Source organism: Kitasatospora sp. NPDC091335 (genome assembly GCF_044757205.1).
In the GTDB taxonomy this organism is placed as follows: Bacteria; Actinomycetota; Actinomycetes; order Streptomycetales; family Streptomycetaceae; genus Kitasatospora.
In genome coordinates this window covers 127,455-145,935 of sequence record NZ_JBIVUM010000012.1, presented here as the reverse complement: position 1 = coordinate 145,935, position 18,481 = coordinate 127,455, and the positions used below count along the sequence as shown (strand labels likewise).

General features: G+C 72.8%; 15 protein-coding genes. 3 read left to right on the top strand and 12 right to left on the bottom strand.

Annotation, left to right across the window (positions count from 1 at the left end; genetic code table 11):
* Positions 1-110: 110 nt before the first annotated feature.
* The 5 genes from ACIQOW_RS24600 to ACIQOW_RS24580 all read right to left on the bottom strand — a co-directional run bounded on the left by ACIQOW_RS24600 (position 111) and on the right by ACIQOW_RS24580 (position 5,902).
* A complete protein-coding gene (locus tag ACIQOW_RS24600; protein WP_401088344.1) occupies positions 111-1,811 on the bottom strand; it encodes an ABC transporter ATP-binding protein in 1,701 nt (566 codons plus the stop codon).
* Entirely contained in the window at positions 1,808-2,797 is a 990-nt protein-coding gene (locus tag ACIQOW_RS24595) for an ABC transporter permease (RefSeq protein ID WP_401088342.1), read from the bottom strand. The genes ACIQOW_RS24600 and ACIQOW_RS24595 overlap by 4 nt, the downstream gene beginning before the upstream one ends.
* Complete coding sequence (locus ACIQOW_RS24590) at positions 2,794-3,912, bottom strand: ABC transporter permease (protein WP_401088340.1); 1,119 nt, start codon at positions 3,910-3,912, stop codon at positions 2,794-2,796. The genes ACIQOW_RS24595 and ACIQOW_RS24590 overlap by 4 nt, the downstream gene beginning before the upstream one ends.
* Positions 3,913-3,944: 32 nt before the next feature.
* Positions 3,945-5,666, bottom strand: coding sequence for an ABC transporter substrate-binding protein (locus tag ACIQOW_RS24585; protein ID WP_401088338.1), 1,722 nt, complete (start codon positions 5,664-5,666; stop codon positions 3,945-3,947).
* Between the two features lie 143 nt (positions 5,667-5,809).
* Positions 5,810-5,902 carry an Ms4533A family Cys-rich leader peptide gene (locus tag ACIQOW_RS24580; protein WP_317620150.1) on the bottom strand — a complete coding sequence of 31 codons (93 nt, stop codon included), beginning with the start codon at positions 5,900-5,902 and terminating at the stop codon, positions 5,810-5,812.
* A 599-nt stretch (positions 5,903-6,501) separates the two neighbouring features.
* Between ACIQOW_RS24580 and ACIQOW_RS24575 the strand changes: the two genes are divergently transcribed.
* Positions 6,502-7,575 (top strand): glycosyltransferase, encoded by a 1,074-nt coding sequence (locus ACIQOW_RS24575; protein ID WP_401088336.1) that lies wholly within the window; start codon positions 6,502-6,504, stop codon positions 7,573-7,575.
* On the opposite strand, the gene ACIQOW_RS24570 is transcribed toward ACIQOW_RS24575, so the two are convergent.
* On the bottom strand, positions 7,564-8,790 hold the full coding sequence (locus tag ACIQOW_RS24570; protein ID WP_401088334.1) for a serine hydrolase domain-containing protein: 1,227 nt from the start codon (positions 8,788-8,790) through the stop codon (positions 7,564-7,566). The two genes, ACIQOW_RS24575 and ACIQOW_RS24570, sit on opposite strands and share 12 nt — an antisense overlap.
* A 251-nt stretch (positions 8,791-9,041) precedes the next feature.
* Here ACIQOW_RS24570 and ACIQOW_RS24565 point away from each other — a divergent pair, with 251 nt between their 5' ends.
* Complete coding sequence (locus ACIQOW_RS24565) at positions 9,042-9,347, top strand: hypothetical protein (protein WP_401088332.1); 306 nt, start codon at positions 9,042-9,044, stop codon at positions 9,345-9,347.
* On the opposite strand, the gene ACIQOW_RS24560 is transcribed toward ACIQOW_RS24565, so the two are convergent.
* The 6 genes from ACIQOW_RS24560 to ACIQOW_RS24535 form a co-directional block, all read right to left on the bottom strand.
* Positions 9,337-10,164, bottom strand: coding sequence for a hypothetical protein (locus tag ACIQOW_RS24560; RefSeq protein WP_401088330.1), 828 nt, complete (start codon positions 10,162-10,164; stop codon positions 9,337-9,339). The two genes, ACIQOW_RS24565 and ACIQOW_RS24560, sit on opposite strands and share 11 nt — an antisense overlap.
* A gap of 513 nt (positions 10,165-10,677) precedes the next feature.
* Entirely contained in the window at positions 10,678-10,968 is a 291-nt protein-coding gene (locus tag ACIQOW_RS24555) for a DUF1330 domain-containing protein (RefSeq protein WP_401088328.1), read from the bottom strand.
* A gap of 188 nt (positions 10,969-11,156) precedes the next feature.
* Positions 11,157-11,510 carry a nuclear transport factor 2 family protein gene (locus ACIQOW_RS24550; protein ID WP_401088326.1) on the bottom strand — a complete coding sequence of 118 codons (354 nt, stop codon included), beginning with the start codon at positions 11,508-11,510 and terminating at the stop codon, positions 11,157-11,159.
* 24 nt (positions 11,511-11,534) lie between these two features.
* Entirely contained in the window at positions 11,535-15,008 is a 3,474-nt protein-coding gene (car, locus tag ACIQOW_RS24545; protein ID WP_401088324.1) for a carboxylic acid reductase, read from the bottom strand.
* A complete protein-coding gene (locus tag ACIQOW_RS24540) occupies positions 15,005-16,201 on the bottom strand; it encodes a cytochrome P450 (RefSeq protein WP_401088322.1) in 1,197 nt (398 codons plus the stop codon). Before ACIQOW_RS24540 ends, car begins: the two co-directional genes overlap by 4 nt.
* Before the next feature lie 29 nt (positions 16,202-16,230).
* Complete coding sequence (locus ACIQOW_RS24535; RefSeq protein WP_401088320.1) at positions 16,231-16,983, bottom strand: oxidoreductase; 753 nt, start codon at positions 16,981-16,983, stop codon at positions 16,231-16,233.
* 354 nt (positions 16,984-17,337) lie between these two features.
* On the opposite strand from ACIQOW_RS24535, the gene ACIQOW_RS24530 reads away from it, so the two are divergent.
* Positions 17,338-18,426, top strand: coding sequence for an NADH:flavin oxidoreductase (locus ACIQOW_RS24530; protein ID WP_401088318.1), 1,089 nt, complete (start codon positions 17,338-17,340; stop codon positions 18,424-18,426).
* Positions 18,427-18,481 lie beyond the last annotated feature (55 nt).

The following is an 18,481-nucleotide window of genomic DNA, read 5'->3' as shown; positions in this document are numbered from 1 at the left end:
CCGACCGGGCCTGCCACGTGCACCGACAGCGGGCTGCGTGGGAAGTCGGCGGGCCGACTTCCCACGCGGGGCCTCCGGGCGGCCGAGCCCCCCGGCCGGCCGGAGGCGGGTCAGGCGCCGGCGGAGGCCAGCCGGGCGTGGCGGCGGGCGGCCGCCTCGGCGGGGTCCAGCACCGGTACGGCGGCCAGCAGGCCCTTGGTGTAGGCGTGCTGGGGGGAGTCGTACACCGTGGCGGCGTCGCCCTGTTCCACGATCCGTCCGGCCCGCATCACGGCGACCCGGTCGCTGACCTGCCGGACCACGGCGAGGTCGTGGGCGATGAAGACCAGCGCGAGGCCGAGGTCGCGCTGCAACTCGCCCAGCAGATCGACCACCTGGGCCTGGGTGGTGACGTCCAGCGCGGAGACCGGTTCGTCGCAGACGATCAGCCGCGGCTCCGGTGCGAGCGCCCGGGCGATGCCGACCCGCTGCCGCTGCCCGCCGGAGAACTCGTGCGGGTAGCGGTGGTACCAGTCGGGGTCGAGCCCCACGCGTTCGAGCAGTTCGCCGACCCGGGCGCGGATCCGGCGCTCGTCGGTCTCGCCGTTGATGCGCAGCGGGTCGGCGACGGACTCCCCGATGCTGCGGCGCGGGTTGAGCGAGGACACCGGGTCCTGGAAGACCATCTGCAACTCCCGCCGGAGCGGGCGCAGTTCCTTGTCCCCGAGCGCCCCGATGTCCCGACCGCGGTAGTGCAGCCGGCCGCCGGTCGGCTCCAGCAGGCGGACCAGCATCCGCCCGAGCGTGGTCTTGCCGGAGCCGGACTCGCCGACGACGCCCAGCGTCTCGCCGGCCCGCACGGTGAGCGAGACGCCGTCCACCGCGGTGACGGGGGCGGCGCGCCGGCCGAGTCCGCCGCGGGAGGCGAACTCCCGGCGCAGGTCGGTGGCTTCGAGCAGGACGTCCCCGGTCGGCCCGGTCGGCCCGGTGGGCTTGGCCGGCTCGCGCGGAGCGCCGGGCGCGTCGACCCGGGGCACCGCCGACAGCAGCGCGCGGGTGTACGGCTCGCGCGGCGCGCCCAGCACCTCGGCGACGGGGCCGTGCTCCACCGCCCGGCCGTCCTTCATCACCAGCACCCGGTCGACGCTTCCGGCCACCACGCCCAGGTCGTGGGTGACCAGGACCAGCCCGGCCCCGGTCTCGGCGCGCAACTCGTGCAGCAGGTCGAGGACCTGGGCCTGGACGGTGACGTCCAGCGCGGTCGTCGGCTCGTCGGCGACGATCAGCCGCGGCTCGCAGGCCAGGGCCATCGCGATCAGCACCCGTTGGCGCATGCCGCCGCTGAACTCGTGCGGACGCGAGCGCGAGCGCCGCGCCGCGTCGGGGATGCCGACGCGGTCGAGCACCTCGACGGCCCGCGCCCTGGCGGCCCGGCGGGAGGCGTCCCGGTGGACCCGGACGACCTCGGCGATCTGGTCGCCCACCGCGTAGTACGGGTCGAGCGCGGAGAGCGGGTCCTGGAACACCATGGCGGCCAGTCCGCCGCGCAGGCGCCGGAGTTCGGCGCCCTCGGCGGTGACGGCGTCGACGCCGGCGACCCGGACGGTGCCGCCGATCCGGGCGCCGGTGCCGCGGTGCAGGCCGAGCAGTCCGTAGGCGACGGTGCTCTTGCCGGAGCCGGACTCGCCGACGATGCCGAGGGCCTGTCCGGCCTCCAGGGTGAAGCCGACGCCGTCGACGGCGCGGACGTGGCCGTCGCCGACCGGGAAGTCGACGACCAGGTCCCGGACGTCGACGAGACTCCCGGCCTCGACCGGGGACGCGGGGCTCATGTCAGGACCACCCTTCGGTCGGTCACCGCGTAGAGCACGTCCGCGATGACGTTGGCGAGGACCACGCAGAACCCGGTGACGAGGGTGAGGCCGACGACCGTCGGCAGGTCGATCAGGCCGACCGAGGTGACCAGCAGCTTGCCGAGCCCCGGGAGGCCGAAGAGCGACTCGGTCAGCACCGCGGACCCGAACATCGTCCCCAGGTCGATGGCGGTGAGCGCGATCACCGGGGTGAGCGCGCCGCGCAGCGCGTGCCTGGTCACCAGGTGCCGCTCGCTGACGCCGTACGCCCGGAAGGTCCGGATGTGGTCGTCGGCGAGGGTCTCCAGCATGGAGGAGCGGGTCAGCCGGGCGTACTTGGCGGACTCGATCAGGGCGAGCGAGACCCAGGGCAGCAGCAGGCCCCAGAACCACTGCTGGGGGTCCTCGGTGAGCGGCACGTAGCTCGGGAACGGCAGCCACTGGAGCTGGGCGCAGAGGACGATGAGCAGCACCAGGCCGATGACGAAGACCGGGACGGAGCCGCCGGCCAGCGTCAGCGCGGTCAGCAGGCGCTCGCTGAGCCGGCCCCGGCGCAGTGCGGAGAGCAGCCCGGTGCCGACGCCGAGGATCAGCCAGAGCACCATCGCGCCGAGCGCCAGTGAGGCCGTCACCGGGAGGCGGGCGGTGATCATGTCGGTGACCTGCTCGCCGCTGCGGTAGGAGACGCCCAGGCAGGGCGCTGGGCAGTGCAGCAGGCCCGTCCCGGCGCTGAAGTCGCGGCCGGCGACGATGCCCTGGAGGAAGTGGGCGTACTGGAGGTAGACCGGCGCGTCGAGGCCCAGCCGTTCGCGGACCTGGGCGACCTGGGCGGGGCTGCACTTCTCGCCGCAGGCCAGCTGGGCGGGGTCGCCGGGGGCGATGTAGAAGACCGCGTAGACGATCAGGGAGAGGGCGAGCAGGACGCCGAGCATGCCGGCGGCCTTGCGGAGCAGGAAGCGGGTCATGCGGTGGCCTCCTCGGCGGTGGTTTGCTCGGAGGCGGTCCCCTTGGCGGCGCTGTCCCCGGCGGCGGCCTGCCCGGCGGTGCCGTCCGCGGTGGCGGCCTGCCCGGCGGTGGCGTCCGCGGTGGTGCCTGCCGTGGCGTCCTTGGCGGTGCCGCGCGCGGTGCCGACCCGCAGCCGGGAGGCCGCGCGCGGGTCGAGTTCGGTGCGGACGGCGTCGCCGAGCACGGTGAAGGCGAGCACGGTGACGAACAGCAGCGCGGACGGCAGCAGGACGTACATCGGGTCGGCGCGGAACCAGGTGGTCGCGCCGGAGAGCATCTGGCCCCACGAGGAGGTCGGCGGCTTGACGCCCACGCCGAGGAAGGAGAGCCCGGCCTCGGCGATGATGTTGGAGGGCAGCAGCACCGCCGCGTAGGTGATGACCGGTGCGGCCAGCGAGGGCAGCAGCTCCCGGCGGGCGATCCGCCAGCGGCTCGCGCCGGCGAGCCGGGCCGCGGACACGTAGTCGAGCTGCCGGAGGCTGAGCGTCTGCGCCCGGACCACCCGGGAGGTGCCGGCCCAGCCCAGCAGTCCGATGACCAGGGTCAGCAGGAGCGGGCGGGGGAAGCCGGGCGGCACGACCGCCATCAGCGAGATGGCGAAGACGAGCGAGGGCAGCGCGAGCATCACCTCGGTGGTGTTGCCGATCAGCTGGTCGACCAGCCGGTTGCCGAGGCCGGCGGCGAGGCCGATCAGGACGCCGAGGGTGACCTGGACGAGGGTGGCGCCGACGGCGACGAGCAGCGAGATCCGGGCGCCGTGGACGAGCCGGGCGAACACGTCGCGCCCGGTGCCCGGTTCGACGCCCAGCCAGTGGTCGGCGCTGACGCCGCCGAAGGAGCCGGTGGGCACTCCGCCGGCCGCGGAGTCGAGCAGGTCGTTGTGGTAGCTGGTGGGGTCCTGGCCTTCGAGCGCGCTGAGCAGCGGTGCCGCCGCCGCGACGAGGGCGAGCAGGACGATGACGAGGGTGGCGGCGAGGGCGGCGCGCCGCGCGAGCAGCCGCCGCCACACCTGCCGTCCCCCGGGCGCCGGGGAGGAGGTGAGGGCCTCCCCGGCGCCGGGCTTCTGTGGAGCCATGGTTGTCCGACCGATCCGTCCGGTCCCGTCCGCTACTTGACCGCGACCTGGGAGATGTCGAGCACGCCGGTCCAGTCGCTGATCACGATGTTGCGGACGTCCTTGCCGGACAGCCGCTTGTAGACGGGGTGGTACAGCGGGACGGTGAGGGCCTGCTCACCGATGCGCTTGTCCAGGGCGCCCCAGCGCTTGGCGGCCTCGGCGTGGTCGGTGATCTTGTTGATCTGGTCGATCTCGTCGTTCACCGAAGGGTCGTTCAGCTGTGCGGAGTTGAAGTTGTAGCCGTCGGTGACGATCTGCCGGCCGTCGAAGATCGGCGCGAGGAACGGACCGCCGGACGGCCAGTCGGCGCCCCAGCCGCTGAGGAAGAGGCCGGGCTCGGTGGCGACCTCGTGGACGGTCTTGGAGTACCGGGTGGAGTCCAGGGCCTCCAGCTGGACGGTGATCCCGGCCGCCTTCAGGCCGTCCTGGACGGCGGTGGCCAGGTCCGGGCCGTAGCCCTTGCCCGCGGCGGTGGAGTGGGTGAGCGTGATGGTCAGGCCGTCCGGGTAGCCGGCCTCCTTCAGCAGTTCCCTGGCCTTGTCCGGGTTGCCGGTGGCGCCGGCCGGGAACGGGTCGTACGGCGTGTACCCGAAGGTCTCCTGGCTGGGCAGGTAGGTGGTGGCGGCCTCGGCGAGCGAGGAGCCGCCGGCGGCGTTGACGACCGAGGTGCGGTTGATCGCGTAGGAGACGGCCTGGCGCACCTTGGGGTTGTCGAAGGGCTTCACCTTGGGGTTGAACGCCAGGTAGTTGGTGAAGCCGAAGTGGCCGGTGCCGACGCGGGCGGCGAGCGCCTTGTCGTCCTTCACCTGGGCGAGTTCGGAGGGGCCGAGGTTGGTGTCGGTGGTGACGGCGGCGGCGTCGGCCCCGGTGCCGGTGGTCAGCCGCTGGTTGATCACGGCCGGGTCGAGACCGGACTGCACGTCGACGGTGTCGGGGTACGCCTTGCGCTGGTCGTCCGTCGCCGAGGACCAGTTGGGATTGCGCTTGAGGACGATGTGGGCGCCGTCGTTCTCGTTCTTCTCCACCTGGTACGGGCCTGAGGAGACGGGGTGGTCCTGGTACTTCGCCCCGGTGTCCTTGGCCTTCGGGACGGGTGCGAACTGGGTCTGGGTCGCGAGGTACGGGAAGTCACCCTCGGGCTTGTTGAGGCGGAAGACGATGGTCTTCTCGTCCGGCGTCTCGATGGCGTCCAGGGTGCGGCCTTCCTTGTACGGGCCCTGGTAGTCGGCGGCGCCGACCAGCCAGTCCCTCAGGAACGGCGCTCCGCCGGAGAGTTCGGGGGCGAATGACCTTTCGATGCCGTACTTGATATCGGCGGTGGTGATCGGCGAGCCGTCCTCGAACTTCAGGCCGTCCTTGAGGCGGTACGTCCACACGGTGGCGCCCTCGGAGGGGGTGCCGGTGTCGGTGGCGAGGTCCGGGACGACCTTGGTGCCGGCCGCGCCGTCGACCCGGTTGCGGGTGGTGAGGGTGCGGAAGACCAGGGAGGGCACGTTGCCGCCGCCGGAGGTGTAGAGCCGTGCGGGGTCGAACTGCTCCTGCGGGAGCTGGTTGAGGACGGTGAGGGTGCCGCCCTGCTGCGGTGCGGCGTCCTTGCCGGTGCCACCACCGCCGTCGGCCTTCGGCCCGCACGCCGCCAGTCCGACGACGAGTGCGACGGTGACGGTCGCCAGGGCGAGGCGGCGAGGGGTGAGGGTGGTGGTTCGAGACATCGGAAAGGGAGCCTTTCGCTACCGATGGTGTACGGAGGAAGGCGGGCGACAGTGAGGCTTTGAGGGGAGTGAGCGGCACCGCGCCCGCGGAAGGGGCGACGCCCCGAGGCGGCGATCACCGCAACGCTTCGGGACAGGCGGATTCAGCGACAGAGATTGTCGGAAACGCAGTGCGCGGCCACGCCGATCAGCGCCAGCTCGATGGCGGCGCACTCGATCGGGTGACGGTCAGACATGCCGAGAAGACTGTATGACGTTAAGCAAAATGTCAAAACTCTGGACATCGCCCGGTTGTCGCCGGGCGGATTTCCCTGCCCGGCACGGGGAGATCCCGAGGAGGAGGGCGGAGAGGAGGGGGGAAACGCGGGGAGTCGGGTGGGTGAACCGCCTCCGTCGGGATTCGTCGCCCCGGGCGAAACCCACGGGGCAGGTCCGGCACCGTGACGTAGGGCCCCCTTGTCACCGTCGTGGTGGGGCGCCCGGGTGGATCTTCGTTGCCGAGTGCTCGACAATGGTCAACTGGGGTTGACCGAAGGACTTTTGGTCCATCAGTCCGTCCGGTGACCAGGGGGAGGGGTGCGGCGTGGAGCCGAGGGTGCGGGTGGCCGGCCTGGTGGCTGACGCCGTGGCGATGGCGGGCGCTGACGCGCCGGCGGTGAGGACGGGGGAGCACGGGGGAAGTCGGCCGGTCCGACGTCCGGTGCACGGTACCTGCGGGGGCCGGGCCCCGTTCGTGGCCCGGGGCCCGCGTGTGCCGGATTGTCCAAGGTACGGGCGCGGAGCTTGCGCCCGAGCGGAGCGGGTAGGAGGCGGGTCGTGTCCCCAGGGAGGTCCGATGACCGGCCGAGTGGTCTACGCGTCGTTCGAGTTCCAGTTCCCGCTGGGCGGTGTGCGCGTGCTGAACCAGCAGGTCTCGCTGCTGCGGGCGGCCGGCGTCGAGGCGTTCCGCTGGACGCCGACGCCGGGGTTCCGCTACACGTGGTTCGACGACGACGTGCCGACGCTGTCCGGGATGACGCTGGACCTGGGGCCCGATGACGTGCTCGTGCTGCACGAGGTCAGCGTGCTCCCGGGGCACGACCCGGCGCCGGGCGGCCGCAAGGTCGTCTACTCGCAGGGCCACTACGTCCACTTCCTGACCTGCCCCGAGCCCGGACCGTACCCGGGCTGGTCGTCCGAGCCGGCGCTGTGGACGGTCTCGAAGGCGGGCGTCGACATGCTCCGCCGGGCCCTGCCCGGGTACGAACCGCACCTGGTACCGAACGTCATCGACACCGATTCGTTCCGGCCGGCCACGACCGGGCGGGTCCGGCGCATCGCGTGGATGTCCCGCAAGCGTCCGATCGAGAGCACGCTGCTGCGCCGCCTGCTGCACGCCGACCCGCGGTCCAGGGACGTCGACCTGTACGACATCCACTCGGTTCCCCACGAGGAGGTCGCGCGCGTTCTGTCGGAGACGTCGGTGTTCATCGCGCTGGGAGCGCCCGAGGGCGAGGGCTTCGGGCTGCCGCCGGCCGAGGCGATGGCCAGCGGCTGCCTGGTGACCGGATACGCCGGTGGCGGCGGAGCGGAGTTGTTCGACTCGCCGTCCGCGTGGCGGATCCCGGAACTGGAGACGGACCGGCTGGCGGACCGGGCCCTCGACCTGCTCGACCTGCCCGGCCACGAGGAGGTGCGGCGGGCGGGCCGCCGGTGGGTCGCCGAGCGGTACACCGCCGAGGCCGCCGTCCAGGCACTGATCGAGGGCATCCGCAAGGCCCGCGCTCTCCCCGGCGGGGCGGCGACGGCCACCCATCCGATGGCCTGGATGGAGGAGTTGCTGAGGCACTTCCCGGTGCCGCCGGAGGCGTACGCCGAGGTGGGGCGGCCGGCCGCCTCCCGGCTTGACCGGCCGGGTTCAGCGGGCTGATCCGGCCGGGAGGTTCTTCCCGCTCCCGGCGGTCGAGGGGGCGAAGGCGGCCCGCACGATGCGCTCGCAGACCGGGTTCATGGTCGCGGCCTTGGCGCCGGTCGCGTTGACCGAGTAGACGAGGGTGCGGGACAGGTCCCTGGTCGCCGCGATGAGCGTGCTGTACCCGGGCCGTTCTCCGGTCTTGAGCCAGAGGACCCGGCCGCCACCCGTGTCGAAGCGTTGCAGCCCCGCACTCATCACCGCGCCCTCGACGTCCGGAGCGGTGAACATCTCCTTCTCCAGGAGGGGTTGGGGCACGAGTTCGCCCCGGAACAGCGCGAAGAGGAACTTCTCCAGGTCGGCGGTGGTGGAGATCATGTCACCCGCCGCCCACCGGTCCGACATGTTCCACTCGGTCGCGTCCACGACCGTGCCGTCCGCCAGCTTCTGGTAGCCCCGGTTGTGGGCGCCGTGGATGCGCGGGTCGGGCCCCTCGGGGAACGAGGTGTGCCGCATGCCGGCCGGGCGGAAGACGCGCGCCTGCGCCTGGTGGGCGTAGGAGTCGCCGGTGATCCTCTCGATCAGCATGCCGAGGACGGTGTAGTCGTTGTTGGCGTACCGCTGCTTCCGGCCCGGGCCTTCCCCCGGCCCCCGGTAGGGGCCCTGGGCGACCGAGGCCGCGACGACCTCCCCGGGAGTCAGGGTCCTGAAGCGGTTCTCGTACCCCTCGGCGTTCTCCGGGCCGAGGGAGGAGCCCGGCTGGAGACCGCTGGTGAACGTGAGCAACTGCCGTACGGTGACCGGCTCGAAGGCGTCGCTCAGCAGGCCCGGCAGGTACCTCTGGACGGTGCCGTCCAGATCCACCCGGCCCTCCGCGGCGAGTTGCAGCACGATGGCCGAGGTGACCACCTCGGTGGTGGACCCCGCCCGGAACCGGGCCTCTTCCAGGGCCTGGCGGCCGCTGCCCAGGTCGTGCACCCCCGCGCTCGCGTGCCAGATCCCGTGGCCGCCGACCCGGACGAGGGCCGCCGTCGCGTCCGCGTCGGGCAGCCCGCGGAGAGCCGCCTCCAGTGCCTTCACGTCCGGGGCGGGTAACTGGCCCGCCGTCGTCTGCGCACCGGGCGTCGCGGCCAGGGCGGGCGTCGAGGCCAGGGCGGGCGATGCGGCCGACGGGCCGGCACCGAGGCCCAGCGCGAGGACGGTGGCCAGGGCGGTACGTCGGCGGATCGTCACGGGCACTCCGTCGGTAGGGGCGGGCTTGTTCGTGCGGAGCCCGTCCTGCCGACCGCGCGGACGCCCCGGATCACCGCCCGGGAGGGCGCCGACCCTTGCGAAACCCCCGGCCAACTATTCCTCCTGGCAAGGGTGTTGTCGGGGTTGCCCCTTAGGTGGTCAGCTCCGGAGGCTTTCGGGTACGTCGTCGCGACGGCTCCACGGTGCTCCGGCTGTGGATCTCGATGGCGTCAGGCGTCAGGATGGTGCCCATGACCGGTGAACCCTTGCAGGTGTCCCTCGATGAGCTGCGCAGAGCCTTCGACGTGCTGATCCGTCACGTCGAAGGCACCACGGCGGGCGGTGCCGTGCCCCTGGAGAAGGACTACTTCTGGTCGATCCCGTCCGACGAGCAGTACGACGTCCTGAAGGCGCCGGGCGAGCTGACGATCGGGCAGCTCACCGAGTCCTGGCAGCATCTGCAGGACCTGCTCGCCGATGAGGATCGCGCTCTGGGATACCACCTGGTGTGGCTCGCCGACGTCCTGCGGGCGATCGGCCAGGACCTCACCGCGTAGTCGACGACCGGTGTCGGCCGGCAGCCGCCCGGACTTCCGCCCGGGCGCGCTCACGGTCGACCGGTGGGGGCCGGAACCGGCCCGGGGCCAGCCGGACGTGCTCCCGCCAGCAGTCCTGCCAGAACTCCACGGTCCAGCCGGGCCATCGCTCCGGCATTTCGTACGCTTCGGCCACCGCCCCGAGCACCCACCAGCCGACCCGGCGCCGCAGCGGATCGATGTGCATGCCGGCATCGGCGGACACCCGGCACATGCCGTGGTCGGGGCCGCCCGACAGCCGGTCGAGCAGTGCGGCGCCCTCCCGGACCGGGTGGTCGGCGACGTTCGCCACCACGTGGCAGTGGTCCGATCCGACGGTCACCACCGCAGCCATCGGCTCGGGGTCGGCCAGTTCCTCGTCCTCCGGTTCCAGCAACGGTCCGCGGCAGGTGCCGCGCACGCGGTCACGCACGTACTCCGGGTCCAGTCCCAGGTAGGTCCGCAGTTCGGCGGGGCCGTCGTAGGCCCACCGCACGTCCCACCCCGGCCACGCCTCCCGCAGCAGGTCCAGGGTCGCGGCCCGGTACCGCATCACGGTGCTCGGCCCCTCCCAGGCGAACAGCAGCAGCACCTTCCGGCCGAGGTCGAGCAGCGCCGCCCCCTGGCAGTGCACGTCGTCCAGCCACCAGTCGTCCACCCCCAGGCCTTGGACCATCGAGAGCGTGTCGACAGGCCCCGCCAGCAGGTCGAGGTCGAGGCCCACCGCACCCCAGCGGGAGAGGTACAGCTCGTACTCCCCGCTTTCGCGGACAACGACGAAGTTCGCACGATCGGCCATCCGGCCAGGATGGCGGGTGCCGACAACCGGATGCCACCCGATTGACGTCCCCGTGGGCCCTGCGGGGTCACCGTGCCCGAGGTCCGGGAGAACCGTCAGGCCGGGTCACGGTCGCCGCCGACAGGCCGGCCGTGCCGTTGGGGGAGCGCTCCGGGGCGGGCCGGGAGGTGAGTGGTTCGGGCGTGACGGCCGGCGAAGGCGTGGGCGATGAGCGGGTGGTGCGCGGGAAGTCGGCGGGGTCGACTTCCGGTGTGGGGGAATTCGGACGACGGCACGATGGCATGCCGTGTGACGGTGACCGCAGCCCATCGAAGGCAGGGGAGAAGAAGGAACGACAGGTGCAGGACGTCAGCATCAACGCGACGTTGGGCGGGTTGGCAGGGGCTATCGGCTCGCGGCCCCGATCCCTCGGCCGGCGCACGGTGGGGCGGAGGATCGGGGCCGCGCGGGAGGGGGCGGGCTACCCACAGGAGGACTGGGACAGGCTGCTCGACCTCGACCGGACGGTGATCCCTAAACGCCTTCGACGATGCGGAAGTCGCGCTCGACGCCGTCGGACAGGACGAGCAGCGCCTGCTGGTAGGCCTCGCTCGCGTGGGTTGCGACGGCCTGCTCGAAGCTGTCGAACTCGATCAGGACGACGCGCTCGGCGACGCCGTCGTCGTGGGCGACGGTCTGCCCGCCCCGGACGAACACCCGTCCGCCTCCCGCCTTGACGGCCGTAGCGGCCAGCTCGTTGTAGGCGGCCAGCTTCTCGGGGTCGGATATGGTGCGGTAGGCGCTGACCCAGTAGCCCTTGGCCATGAGAACCTCCAGTGTTCGGAAAGTGCGCGTCTGACGCCGGAATCACTGCTGCGGGCGAGCGTACCCCTACCCCTGCGGCAACAGCGGACCAATGTGCTCCCACAGGCCGTCATCGACCTCCCGGGGCCGACGTGTGCTCTTCGCTTGGTGTACTCGGAGAGCCTTGACAGCGGCAATTTGAGCAACCGTCACACCTCGTAGAGGTACTCCTCGACCTCGGCGATCAGGCCGTCCTCGAAGCGGAAGTACACGCTGGCGTGGACCCGGCTCTCGGTGCCGTCCTTGGCGACCAGGTGCAGGATGTGCTGCTGGAGCACCTCTCCCGGCTTGTCGAACCGGCGCACGACCTCGAAGCGCAGCGAGTCGAGGGCGGCCAGGAACGTCGCGATGTGCTCCACCCGGGCGTCTATCGTCCGCACGCCGATTCCGTCGTTCTGCCACACCGTGGCGTCCGGCGCGCAGAGCTTCCGGAAGCTCTCCAGGTCGCGTGTCTCCAGGAGCCGCAGGCTGGCGTCCACCGTCGCGCCGAGGTCGTGTCCCATGGGTGTCTCCGTCCGATAGGGGGTTCAGAGCAGGCCGAGGCCGCGCAGGTCGGTGATGTACTTGTCGGCCACCTCGGCCGTCAGCCTCGGTACGTCCTTGTCCGGCCCGATTCCTGCCGCCCGTACGGCCTCCCGAAACCTCGGGGCCGGCGCGGGCCGGTCCCGGCCCGGACGCTCGAAGGCGTGCAGCAGTGGCAGCACCGAGTGGGCGCGCTGCCGTTCCGGCAGGCCGCGCACCGCCGTGGTGAAGCGGGCGAACCAGTCGCGGTAGTTGTCCACGCGCCGGATCGGGTGGCCCGCCTCGATCAGCCAGTCCACGAAGGTGTCCAGCGAGGCGCCGTCCTGGTGCGGGTTCGACGCGTTGTACGTCCGGTAGCCGTTCCCGGCACCGAGCGAAGCGACCGCCTCGGCGAGGAAGTCGACCGGCAGCCCGTCGAGGTGCACAGGAGTGCCGCCGTGGAACGAGCGCGGCGCGATCCCGGTGGCCACGATGCTCAGCAGCAGCCGGGTGAGCACGTCGGGCACGTTCAGCTGCCCCGGGTAGGTGCTGTGCGGGAGGATCATGCCCGACCGGAACGTGGTGACCGGCAGGCCGTACCGCTCGTGCGCCTCCCGCAGCAGCACCTCGCCCGCCCACTTGCCGGCCGCGTACCCGTCGGCGTAGTTGCCGTCGAGGCCCCAGCGCGGGATGGCTTCCCGCACGTCGGCGTCCTCGTCCAGGACGGACGGCCCGGCCGTGCCGCGCACCGCCACCGTGGAGAGGTAGTCGACCGGCTTGATCCGTCCGGTGAGCGCCAGCCGGATCAGTTCGGCGGTGCCCGCGACGTTGGGGCCGAACAGCTCGGCGTACGGCAGCACGTGGTTGACCAGGGCGGCCGGGTGGACGATCAGGTCCACCGACTCGGCCAACTCGCCCCACACCGCGGGCTCCAGGCCCAGACGCGGTTCGGCGAGGTCCCCGGCGAGGACGGTCAGCGTCCCGTCGGCCGGCTCCCGGTACGCCTTCGACGCCTCGCCCCCGTCGTCGCCGAAGGCCCGGGCGAGCCGGTCGGCCGCGTCCGAGTCGGTGCGGCCCCGGACGAGGCAGACCAGCCGACCCCCTGAGGGCCCGAGCCGGCGCAGCCACTCCAGGCAGAGGAAGCGCCCGAGGAACCCGTTGGCGCCGGTGAGCAGCACGGTCCCGGGCGACGCCGCCGGAGCGGGCAGCCCCGGTGCGGCGGCCAGGGCCGGGGCGTCGATGAACCGGTCCGGGGTGAGGTCGCGGGCCCGGACCTCCGTCGCGCCCGCGCCGTGCACGGAGGCGGCGGTGGGCCGGGCCGGAGCGGCGTCGGCGCGCCGGGCCTCGACGTAGGCCGCCACCCCGGCCAGGTCGGTGGCCGGGCCGATGACGACGCCGACCGGCACCTCGACGTCCAGCACCTCCCGGAGCAGCGTGCTGAAGGACAGCGCGGACAGCGAGTCGCCGCCCAGGTCGGTGAACCGGGCGCCCGGGTCGGTGCCGGCGTCGGCCCGGCCGAGGACGGCGCGCACCGCCAGGGCGACGGTCTCCCGGACCGGCAACGCGCCGCCGGTGCGGCGCAGTTCGCGCAGCTGCCGGGCCTGCTCCTCGGCGAGTTCGGCGTAGCGGCGCTCCAGGGCCTCGCCGTAGCGCTCCACGAGCTTGGGGCGCATCAGCTTGTGGCTGTCGGAGAGCAGGCCGTTCGCCGTGCCGAAGGGTTCGGTCTCGACCAGGAAGTCCCGGGGCACCTCGTACGGGTGGAGCCGGCTCTCCCTGGCCGTGCGCCGCAGTTCGCCGTCGAGCAGCCGCTTGAGCGCGCCCTGGTCGCCCTGGCTGTGGGCGACCGCCTCCGGGGTGGGCACGACCACGGCGAGCAGGTGGGAGCGCTCGCTGTTGCCGTACACGAAGACCTGCCGGACCAGCGGGCTGCCCAGGAAGACGCCCTCCAGCCGGGAGACGGTGACGAACTCGCCCTGGGACAGCTTGAGTACGTCCTTGGTGCGGCCGACGTAGACCAGCCGGTCGGGGGCGGGTTCGGCGAAGATGTCGCCGGTGTGGTAGTAGCCGTCCTGGTCGAAGACGCCGGCGGTGAGCTCGGGGCGGCGGTAGTAGCCGGGGATGGCGGCGCTCGTCCTGAGCAGCAGTTCGCCGCGCGGGTGCGGCAGGTCGGTGCGGTAGCAGCCCAGTTCGGGGACGTCGACCAGCTTGTAGTCGAGGACGGGCGGGTGCTGCACCACGGTGTCGAGCAGCACGCCGCCGGCCTCGGTGGAGCCGTAGCCGGTGTACAGGTGCAGGCCCAGACAGGACTCGACGAACTCCGCGACCTCGGCGGACAGCGGCGCCGTCCCGCAGAAGGCCTTCGCCACCCGCCCGCCCAGGACGGTCTCCCGCAGGTGCTGCTTCACGGCCGCGTCCAGGTCACCGGCCGCGTCGAGGGCGCCGGGCTCACCCGGCTCGCCCGACTCGTGGGCCCGCCGGTCGAGTTCGCCGCGGTACTGCTGGAAGAGCATGTCGCACACCCGCGGCACCATGGTCAGCTCGGTGGGCCGGACCAGCGCGATGTCCTCGAACAGGCAGGACAGGTCGCTCCTGGCGGTGAAGCAGCCCAGGCCGCCCCTGGCGAGGGTGCCCAGCACCGACATCCGGCCGGCCTGGTGGCTCTGCGGCATGTAGTGGACGACGACCGACGGCACGTCGGCGGGCCCGTAGACGAACCCCCACCAGGCGTTGCGGGTCAGCCGCTGCGGGTACATCGCGCCCTTCGGGGCACCGGTGCTGCCGGAGGTGTAGAGGAGCAGGGCCAGCGTGTCCTCGCCGGGGTCGGGGACGCGCAGCGGGGGGTCCGGCAGCAGCGCGCCGCGCCCGGTCAGCTCGGTGAGCAGGTCCAGGACGGCGGCGCTGCCGGCCTCGGCCAGCCGGCGGCCCGCGGCCTCCAGGGCCTCGCGGTGGGCGGGCAGTTCGGGGTGGCGGTCGAAGACGACGAGGCGGCGGACGGACGGCTGCCCGAGCAGCGCGGCCACGGCGGTGTCCAGCCGTTCGACGCTGCTGGCGAGGACCACCGGCTCGGTCTCCGCGACGATCGGGGCCAGCTGCGAGAGCGGCGCGCTGGCGTGCAGCGGCACCGCGACCAGGCCCAGGTGGACGCAGGCGAGGTCGACGGTGGCGTAGTCGGTGCTGCTGAAGCCGAGCACGCAGATCCGCTCGCCGGGGGGCAGCCGGTACCCGGGCTCGTGGGCCCAGGCCCCGGCGAGGGCCCGCACACGTGCCCACAACTCCCGGTAGCTGATGGTGTCGTAGCGCGGGAGGAGCCGCCCGGTCGCCGTGTCGCGGGCGCGTTCGCCGAGGGCGGGCCGGTCGCCGTAGGCGGCCATGACGGTCGCCATGATCTCGGCCGGGCTGGTGGCCGGATCGGCGAGCGCGGCCCGGACGGCCTCCGACTGCCCCGTACCGCCCACCGCGTCCTGGCCCGTCGTGTCGGGACCGGTCGTGGCCGGGCTCACCAGGCGACCGGCAGGGCTTCCGCCCCGCGGATCAGACGCTCGGTCCGCCAGCTGATCTCCTCCGCCGGCACCGCCAGGTGCAGGCCGGGCAGCCGGCGGACCAGCGATTCGATCGCGGTGCGCAGCTCCATCCTGGCGAGCTGGGCCCCGAGGCAGTGGTGCACGCCGTGCCCGAAGGTGACGTGCGGGGCCGGGGCGCGGTGGAAGTCGATCCGGTCCGGCTCCTCGAAGACCTCGGGATCCCGGTTGGCCAGGCCGAGTTCGGCGACCACCGCGTCGCCGGCGCGGATCTTCTGCCCGCTCAGCTCCAGGTCCTCCAGGGCGATCCGGGTGAAGCCGGCGGTGGCGCTGATCGGGACGACGCGGGAGAGCTCCTCCACGGCGGCGGGGATCAGGCCGGGGTCGGCCACCAGGGAGCGCCACAACTCGGGGCGGCTCAGCAGGGTGTAGACGAAGTTGCCGATCTGGTTGGCGGTGGCCTCCTGGCCGGCGGAGAGCAGGCTGACCCCGAGGCCGACCAGCTCCTCCTCGGTGAGCCGGCTCTCCTCGCCCTCGACGGCGGCGAGTTCGCCGAGCAGGTCGGGGGTGGGCTCGGTCCTGCGCTCGGCGACCAGGGCGCCCAGGTAGTCGTTGAGGTGCCCGCGGTCGCGGTTGGACAGCTCGGGGTCGGAGAGCGTCAGCAGGCCGTCGACCCAGGAGTTGAACCGGACGCGGTCGGCGACCGGCACGCCGAGCAGTTCGCAGATCATGGTGACCGGGAGCGGCCAGGTCAGCGCCGTGGTCAGGTCGGCCGGCGAGCCCGAGGCGATCATGGCGTCCAGCAGCTCGTCGACGATCTCCTGGGCGCGCGGGCGCATCGTCTCGACCCGGCGGAGGGTGAACGGGTTGGCCACCCGGCGCCGGAGCCTGGTGTGCTCGGGCGGGTCCATGCTCAGCATCGACGTGCGGGGGAGGCCGGCCGAGACGGTGCGGGGCACGTGGTCGCCCACCGCCTCGGCCCGGCTGAACCTCGGGTCGGCCAGCACGGTGCGGACGTCGGCGTAGCGGCTGACCAGCCAGCCGTCGCCGCCGAACGGCAGACGCACCCTCAGCACGGGCTGTTCGTCGCAGACCTCCGCCAGCTCCGGGTCGATGTCGAGCCGGTGGGTCGGGCCGAACGGATAGGCGCGGGGCCCGTCGTCCGTCGCGCTCATGTTGTCTGTCCTTCCGGTCCCGGGGGCGCTCACAGTGCCGCGAGCCGCCCGCCGTCGATGACGAGGTTGCTGCCGGTGATCCAGGAGGCGCGCGGGGACACCAGGAACCCCACCGCCTCGGCGATGTCCTCGGTCCGCCCGATCCGTCCGAGCGGGATGCCCTCGGCCCAGTCCGCCTCCCCGGTCGTCCCGAGGTAGTCGGCGATCCCGTCCCTGGCCTCGTCCGCGCCCGGCGTCATGACGTTCCCCGGGGAGAGCGCGACGACCCGGATGCCGTCCGCCGCCAGTTCGGCCGACAGCCCCTTGTGGTAGACCTCCAGGGCGGCTTTCGCGGCGGCGTAGTGCAGGATCACCGGATAGGACGAGGTGGTGGCGATCGAGGACATGTGGACGATGACGCCGCCGCTCCCGCCGGAACGCATCGCGGGCACCAGCGCGGAATTGAGCCGGACCGCGGCGAGGAAATTGATGTCCATGGTGAACTGCCAGTCGTGCTCGATGTCCAGCGCGCTCTGGAACGTCCGGCAGCCGCCGGCGTTGTTGACCACGATGTCCACGCCGCCGAGGATTTCCAGCGCGGTGCCGGCGAATTCGCGGACGCCGTCCGCGGTGCTCAGGTCGGACGGCACGAAGGTGGAGCCGGACGGGGTGTCCTCGGTCGGCTTGCGGGCGGTGGTGACGACGGTGGCGCCGTCCGCCAGCAGCTTCCGTGCGATGGCGGCGCCGATGCCGCGGCTTCCGCCGGTGACCACCGCGCGCTTCCCCGTCAATTCGCGGTCCATTCCGGTGCGTCGCCTTCCCCTGGTCGGAAATCCTGTCCGCGACGCTTTCCGGCAACGGGGGTGCATGGTCCGGTGTCGATTCGAAAGGGCGGCGCGGAACCACTGCGGACCACTATCCGCGACCACCTCGGACATGGTCAAGACGATTGTGTCGATGCAGTGCATCGCCTTGAGCGGTGCACCAGGCGGTGCGGGTTCGCGTGCGCGTCCCACTGGACTCCCGGATCGGCGGCGCCGATATAATCCCCGATTGTCGACGGTACGGGCGCGGAATATTCGTCCGAAGGAACTGGCGGCGTGGTTCGCAGGAAATCGACGGGGGAATCCTGAATTCAAACGAAAGTGGGAGGAACAATGGCGGGTTTGGGAGAGCCGTTCACCGTGGGTGGCCTGACGGTCCGGAACCGGATCGTGATGGCGCCGATGACCAGGATGAAGTCCCCCGGAGGGGTGCCCGGCCCGGACGTCGCGGAGTACTACGCCCGCCGGGCCGCGCACCAGGTGGGGCTGATCGTCACCGAGGGCACCTACGTCGACCGCCCCGCCGCGCGGGCCTACGACGGGGTGCCGGACTTCCACGGCGAGCAGGCGCTGGCGGGCTGGTCCCGGGTGGTGGCCGGGGTGCACGCGGCCGGCGGCCGGATCATCCCGCAGCTGTGGCACACCGGCGTCCAGCGGCCGGGCACCGAGCCGCCCGCCGAGGGGCCGTCCGGGATCGGACTGGACGGCAGCCCGACGGGGCGGGCCATGACCTGTCGGGACATCGACGAGACGGTGGCCTCCTTCGCCCGCGCCGCCGCGGACGCCCAGCGGCTCGGCTTCGACGGCGTCGAGGTGCACGGCGCGCACGGCTACCTGATCGACGACTTCCTGTGGAGCGGCACCAACCGCCGCACCGACGGCTACGGTGGCGACCCGGCCTCCAGGGCCCGGTTCGCGGCCGAGATCGTGCGGGCCGTCCGCGCGGCGGTCGGCCCGCGGTTCCCGGTCTTCTTCCGGCTCTCCCAGTGGAAGGTCGACCACTACGACGCGCGGACCGCGGAGAGCCCGGAGGAGCTGGAGCAGCTGCTGACCCCGCTGGCCGAGGCGGGTGTGGACGTCTTCCACGCCTCCACCCGGCGCTACTGGCAGCCCGAGTTCGAGGGCTGTGAGCTCAACCTGGCGGGCTGGGCGCGCAAGCTCACCGGCCGTCCGGCGGTGACGGTCGGCTCGGTCGGGCTCGACCGCCAGTACGGCGAGGGCGTGTTCAGCGAGGGCTTCACCAAGCCGTCCGGGCTGACCGGCGTGGAGGGCCTGCTCGACCGGTTGGAGCGCGACGAGTTCGACCTGGTCGCCGTCGGCCGGGCGCTGCTGGCCAACCCCGACTGGGCGGAGCGGGCGCTGAACGGCGGGCTGGACGGGGCGGTGCCGTACGACCCGTCGGTGCTGGCGGCCCTCAACTGACCGCAGGTACCGACGAGGCCGGGCCCGCAGCACTCGCTGCGGGCCCGGCCTCCTC

What these genes read in the sequence shown, in the direction of transcription:
- ACIQOW_RS24590 (WP_401088340.1), bottom strand. Translation starts at nt 3,912, where the DNA reads ATGGCTCCACAGAAGCCCGGCGCCGGGGAGGCCCTCACCTCCTCCCCG.
- ACIQOW_RS24575 (WP_401088336.1), top strand. Translation starts at nt 6,502, where the DNA reads ATGACCGGCCGAGTGGTCTACGCGTCGTTCGAGTTCCAGTTCCCGCTG.
- ACIQOW_RS24550 (WP_401088326.1), bottom strand. Translation starts at nt 11,510, where the DNA reads ATGGGACACGACCTCGGCGCGACGGTGGACGCCAGCCTGCGGCTCCTG.
- ACIQOW_RS24580 (WP_317620150.1), bottom strand. Translation starts at nt 5,902, where the DNA reads ATGTCTGACCGTCACCCGATCGAGTGCGCCGCCATCGAGCTGGCGCTG.
- ACIQOW_RS24530 (WP_401088318.1), top strand. Translation starts at nt 17,338, where the DNA reads ATGGCGGGTTTGGGAGAGCCGTTCACCGTGGGTGGCCTGACGGTCCGG.
- ACIQOW_RS24540 (WP_401088322.1), bottom strand. Translation starts at nt 16,201, where the DNA reads ATGAGCGCGACGGACGACGGGCCCCGCGCCTATCCGTTCGGCCCGACC.
- ACIQOW_RS24555 (WP_401088328.1), bottom strand. Translation starts at nt 10,968, where the DNA reads ATGGCCAAGGGCTACTGGGTCAGCGCCTACCGCACCATATCCGACCCC.
- ACIQOW_RS24600 (WP_401088344.1), bottom strand. Translation starts at nt 1,811, where the DNA reads ATGAGCCCCGCGTCCCCGGTCGAGGCCGGGAGTCTCGTCGACGTCCGG.
- ACIQOW_RS24585 (WP_401088338.1), bottom strand. Translation starts at nt 5,666, where the DNA reads ATGTCTCGAACCACCACCCTCACCCCTCGCCGCCTCGCCCTGGCGACC.
- ACIQOW_RS24535 (WP_401088320.1), bottom strand. Translation starts at nt 16,983, where the DNA reads ATGGACCGCGAATTGACGGGGAAGCGCGCGGTGGTCACCGGCGGAAGC.
- ACIQOW_RS24595 (WP_401088342.1), bottom strand. Translation starts at nt 2,797, where the DNA reads ATGACCCGCTTCCTGCTCCGCAAGGCCGCCGGCATGCTCGGCGTCCTG.
- ACIQOW_RS24560 (WP_401088330.1), bottom strand. Translation starts at nt 10,164, where the DNA reads ATGGCCGATCGTGCGAACTTCGTCGTTGTCCGCGAAAGCGGGGAGTAC.
- ACIQOW_RS24565 (WP_401088332.1), top strand. Translation starts at nt 9,042, where the DNA reads ATGACCGGTGAACCCTTGCAGGTGTCCCTCGATGAGCTGCGCAGAGCC.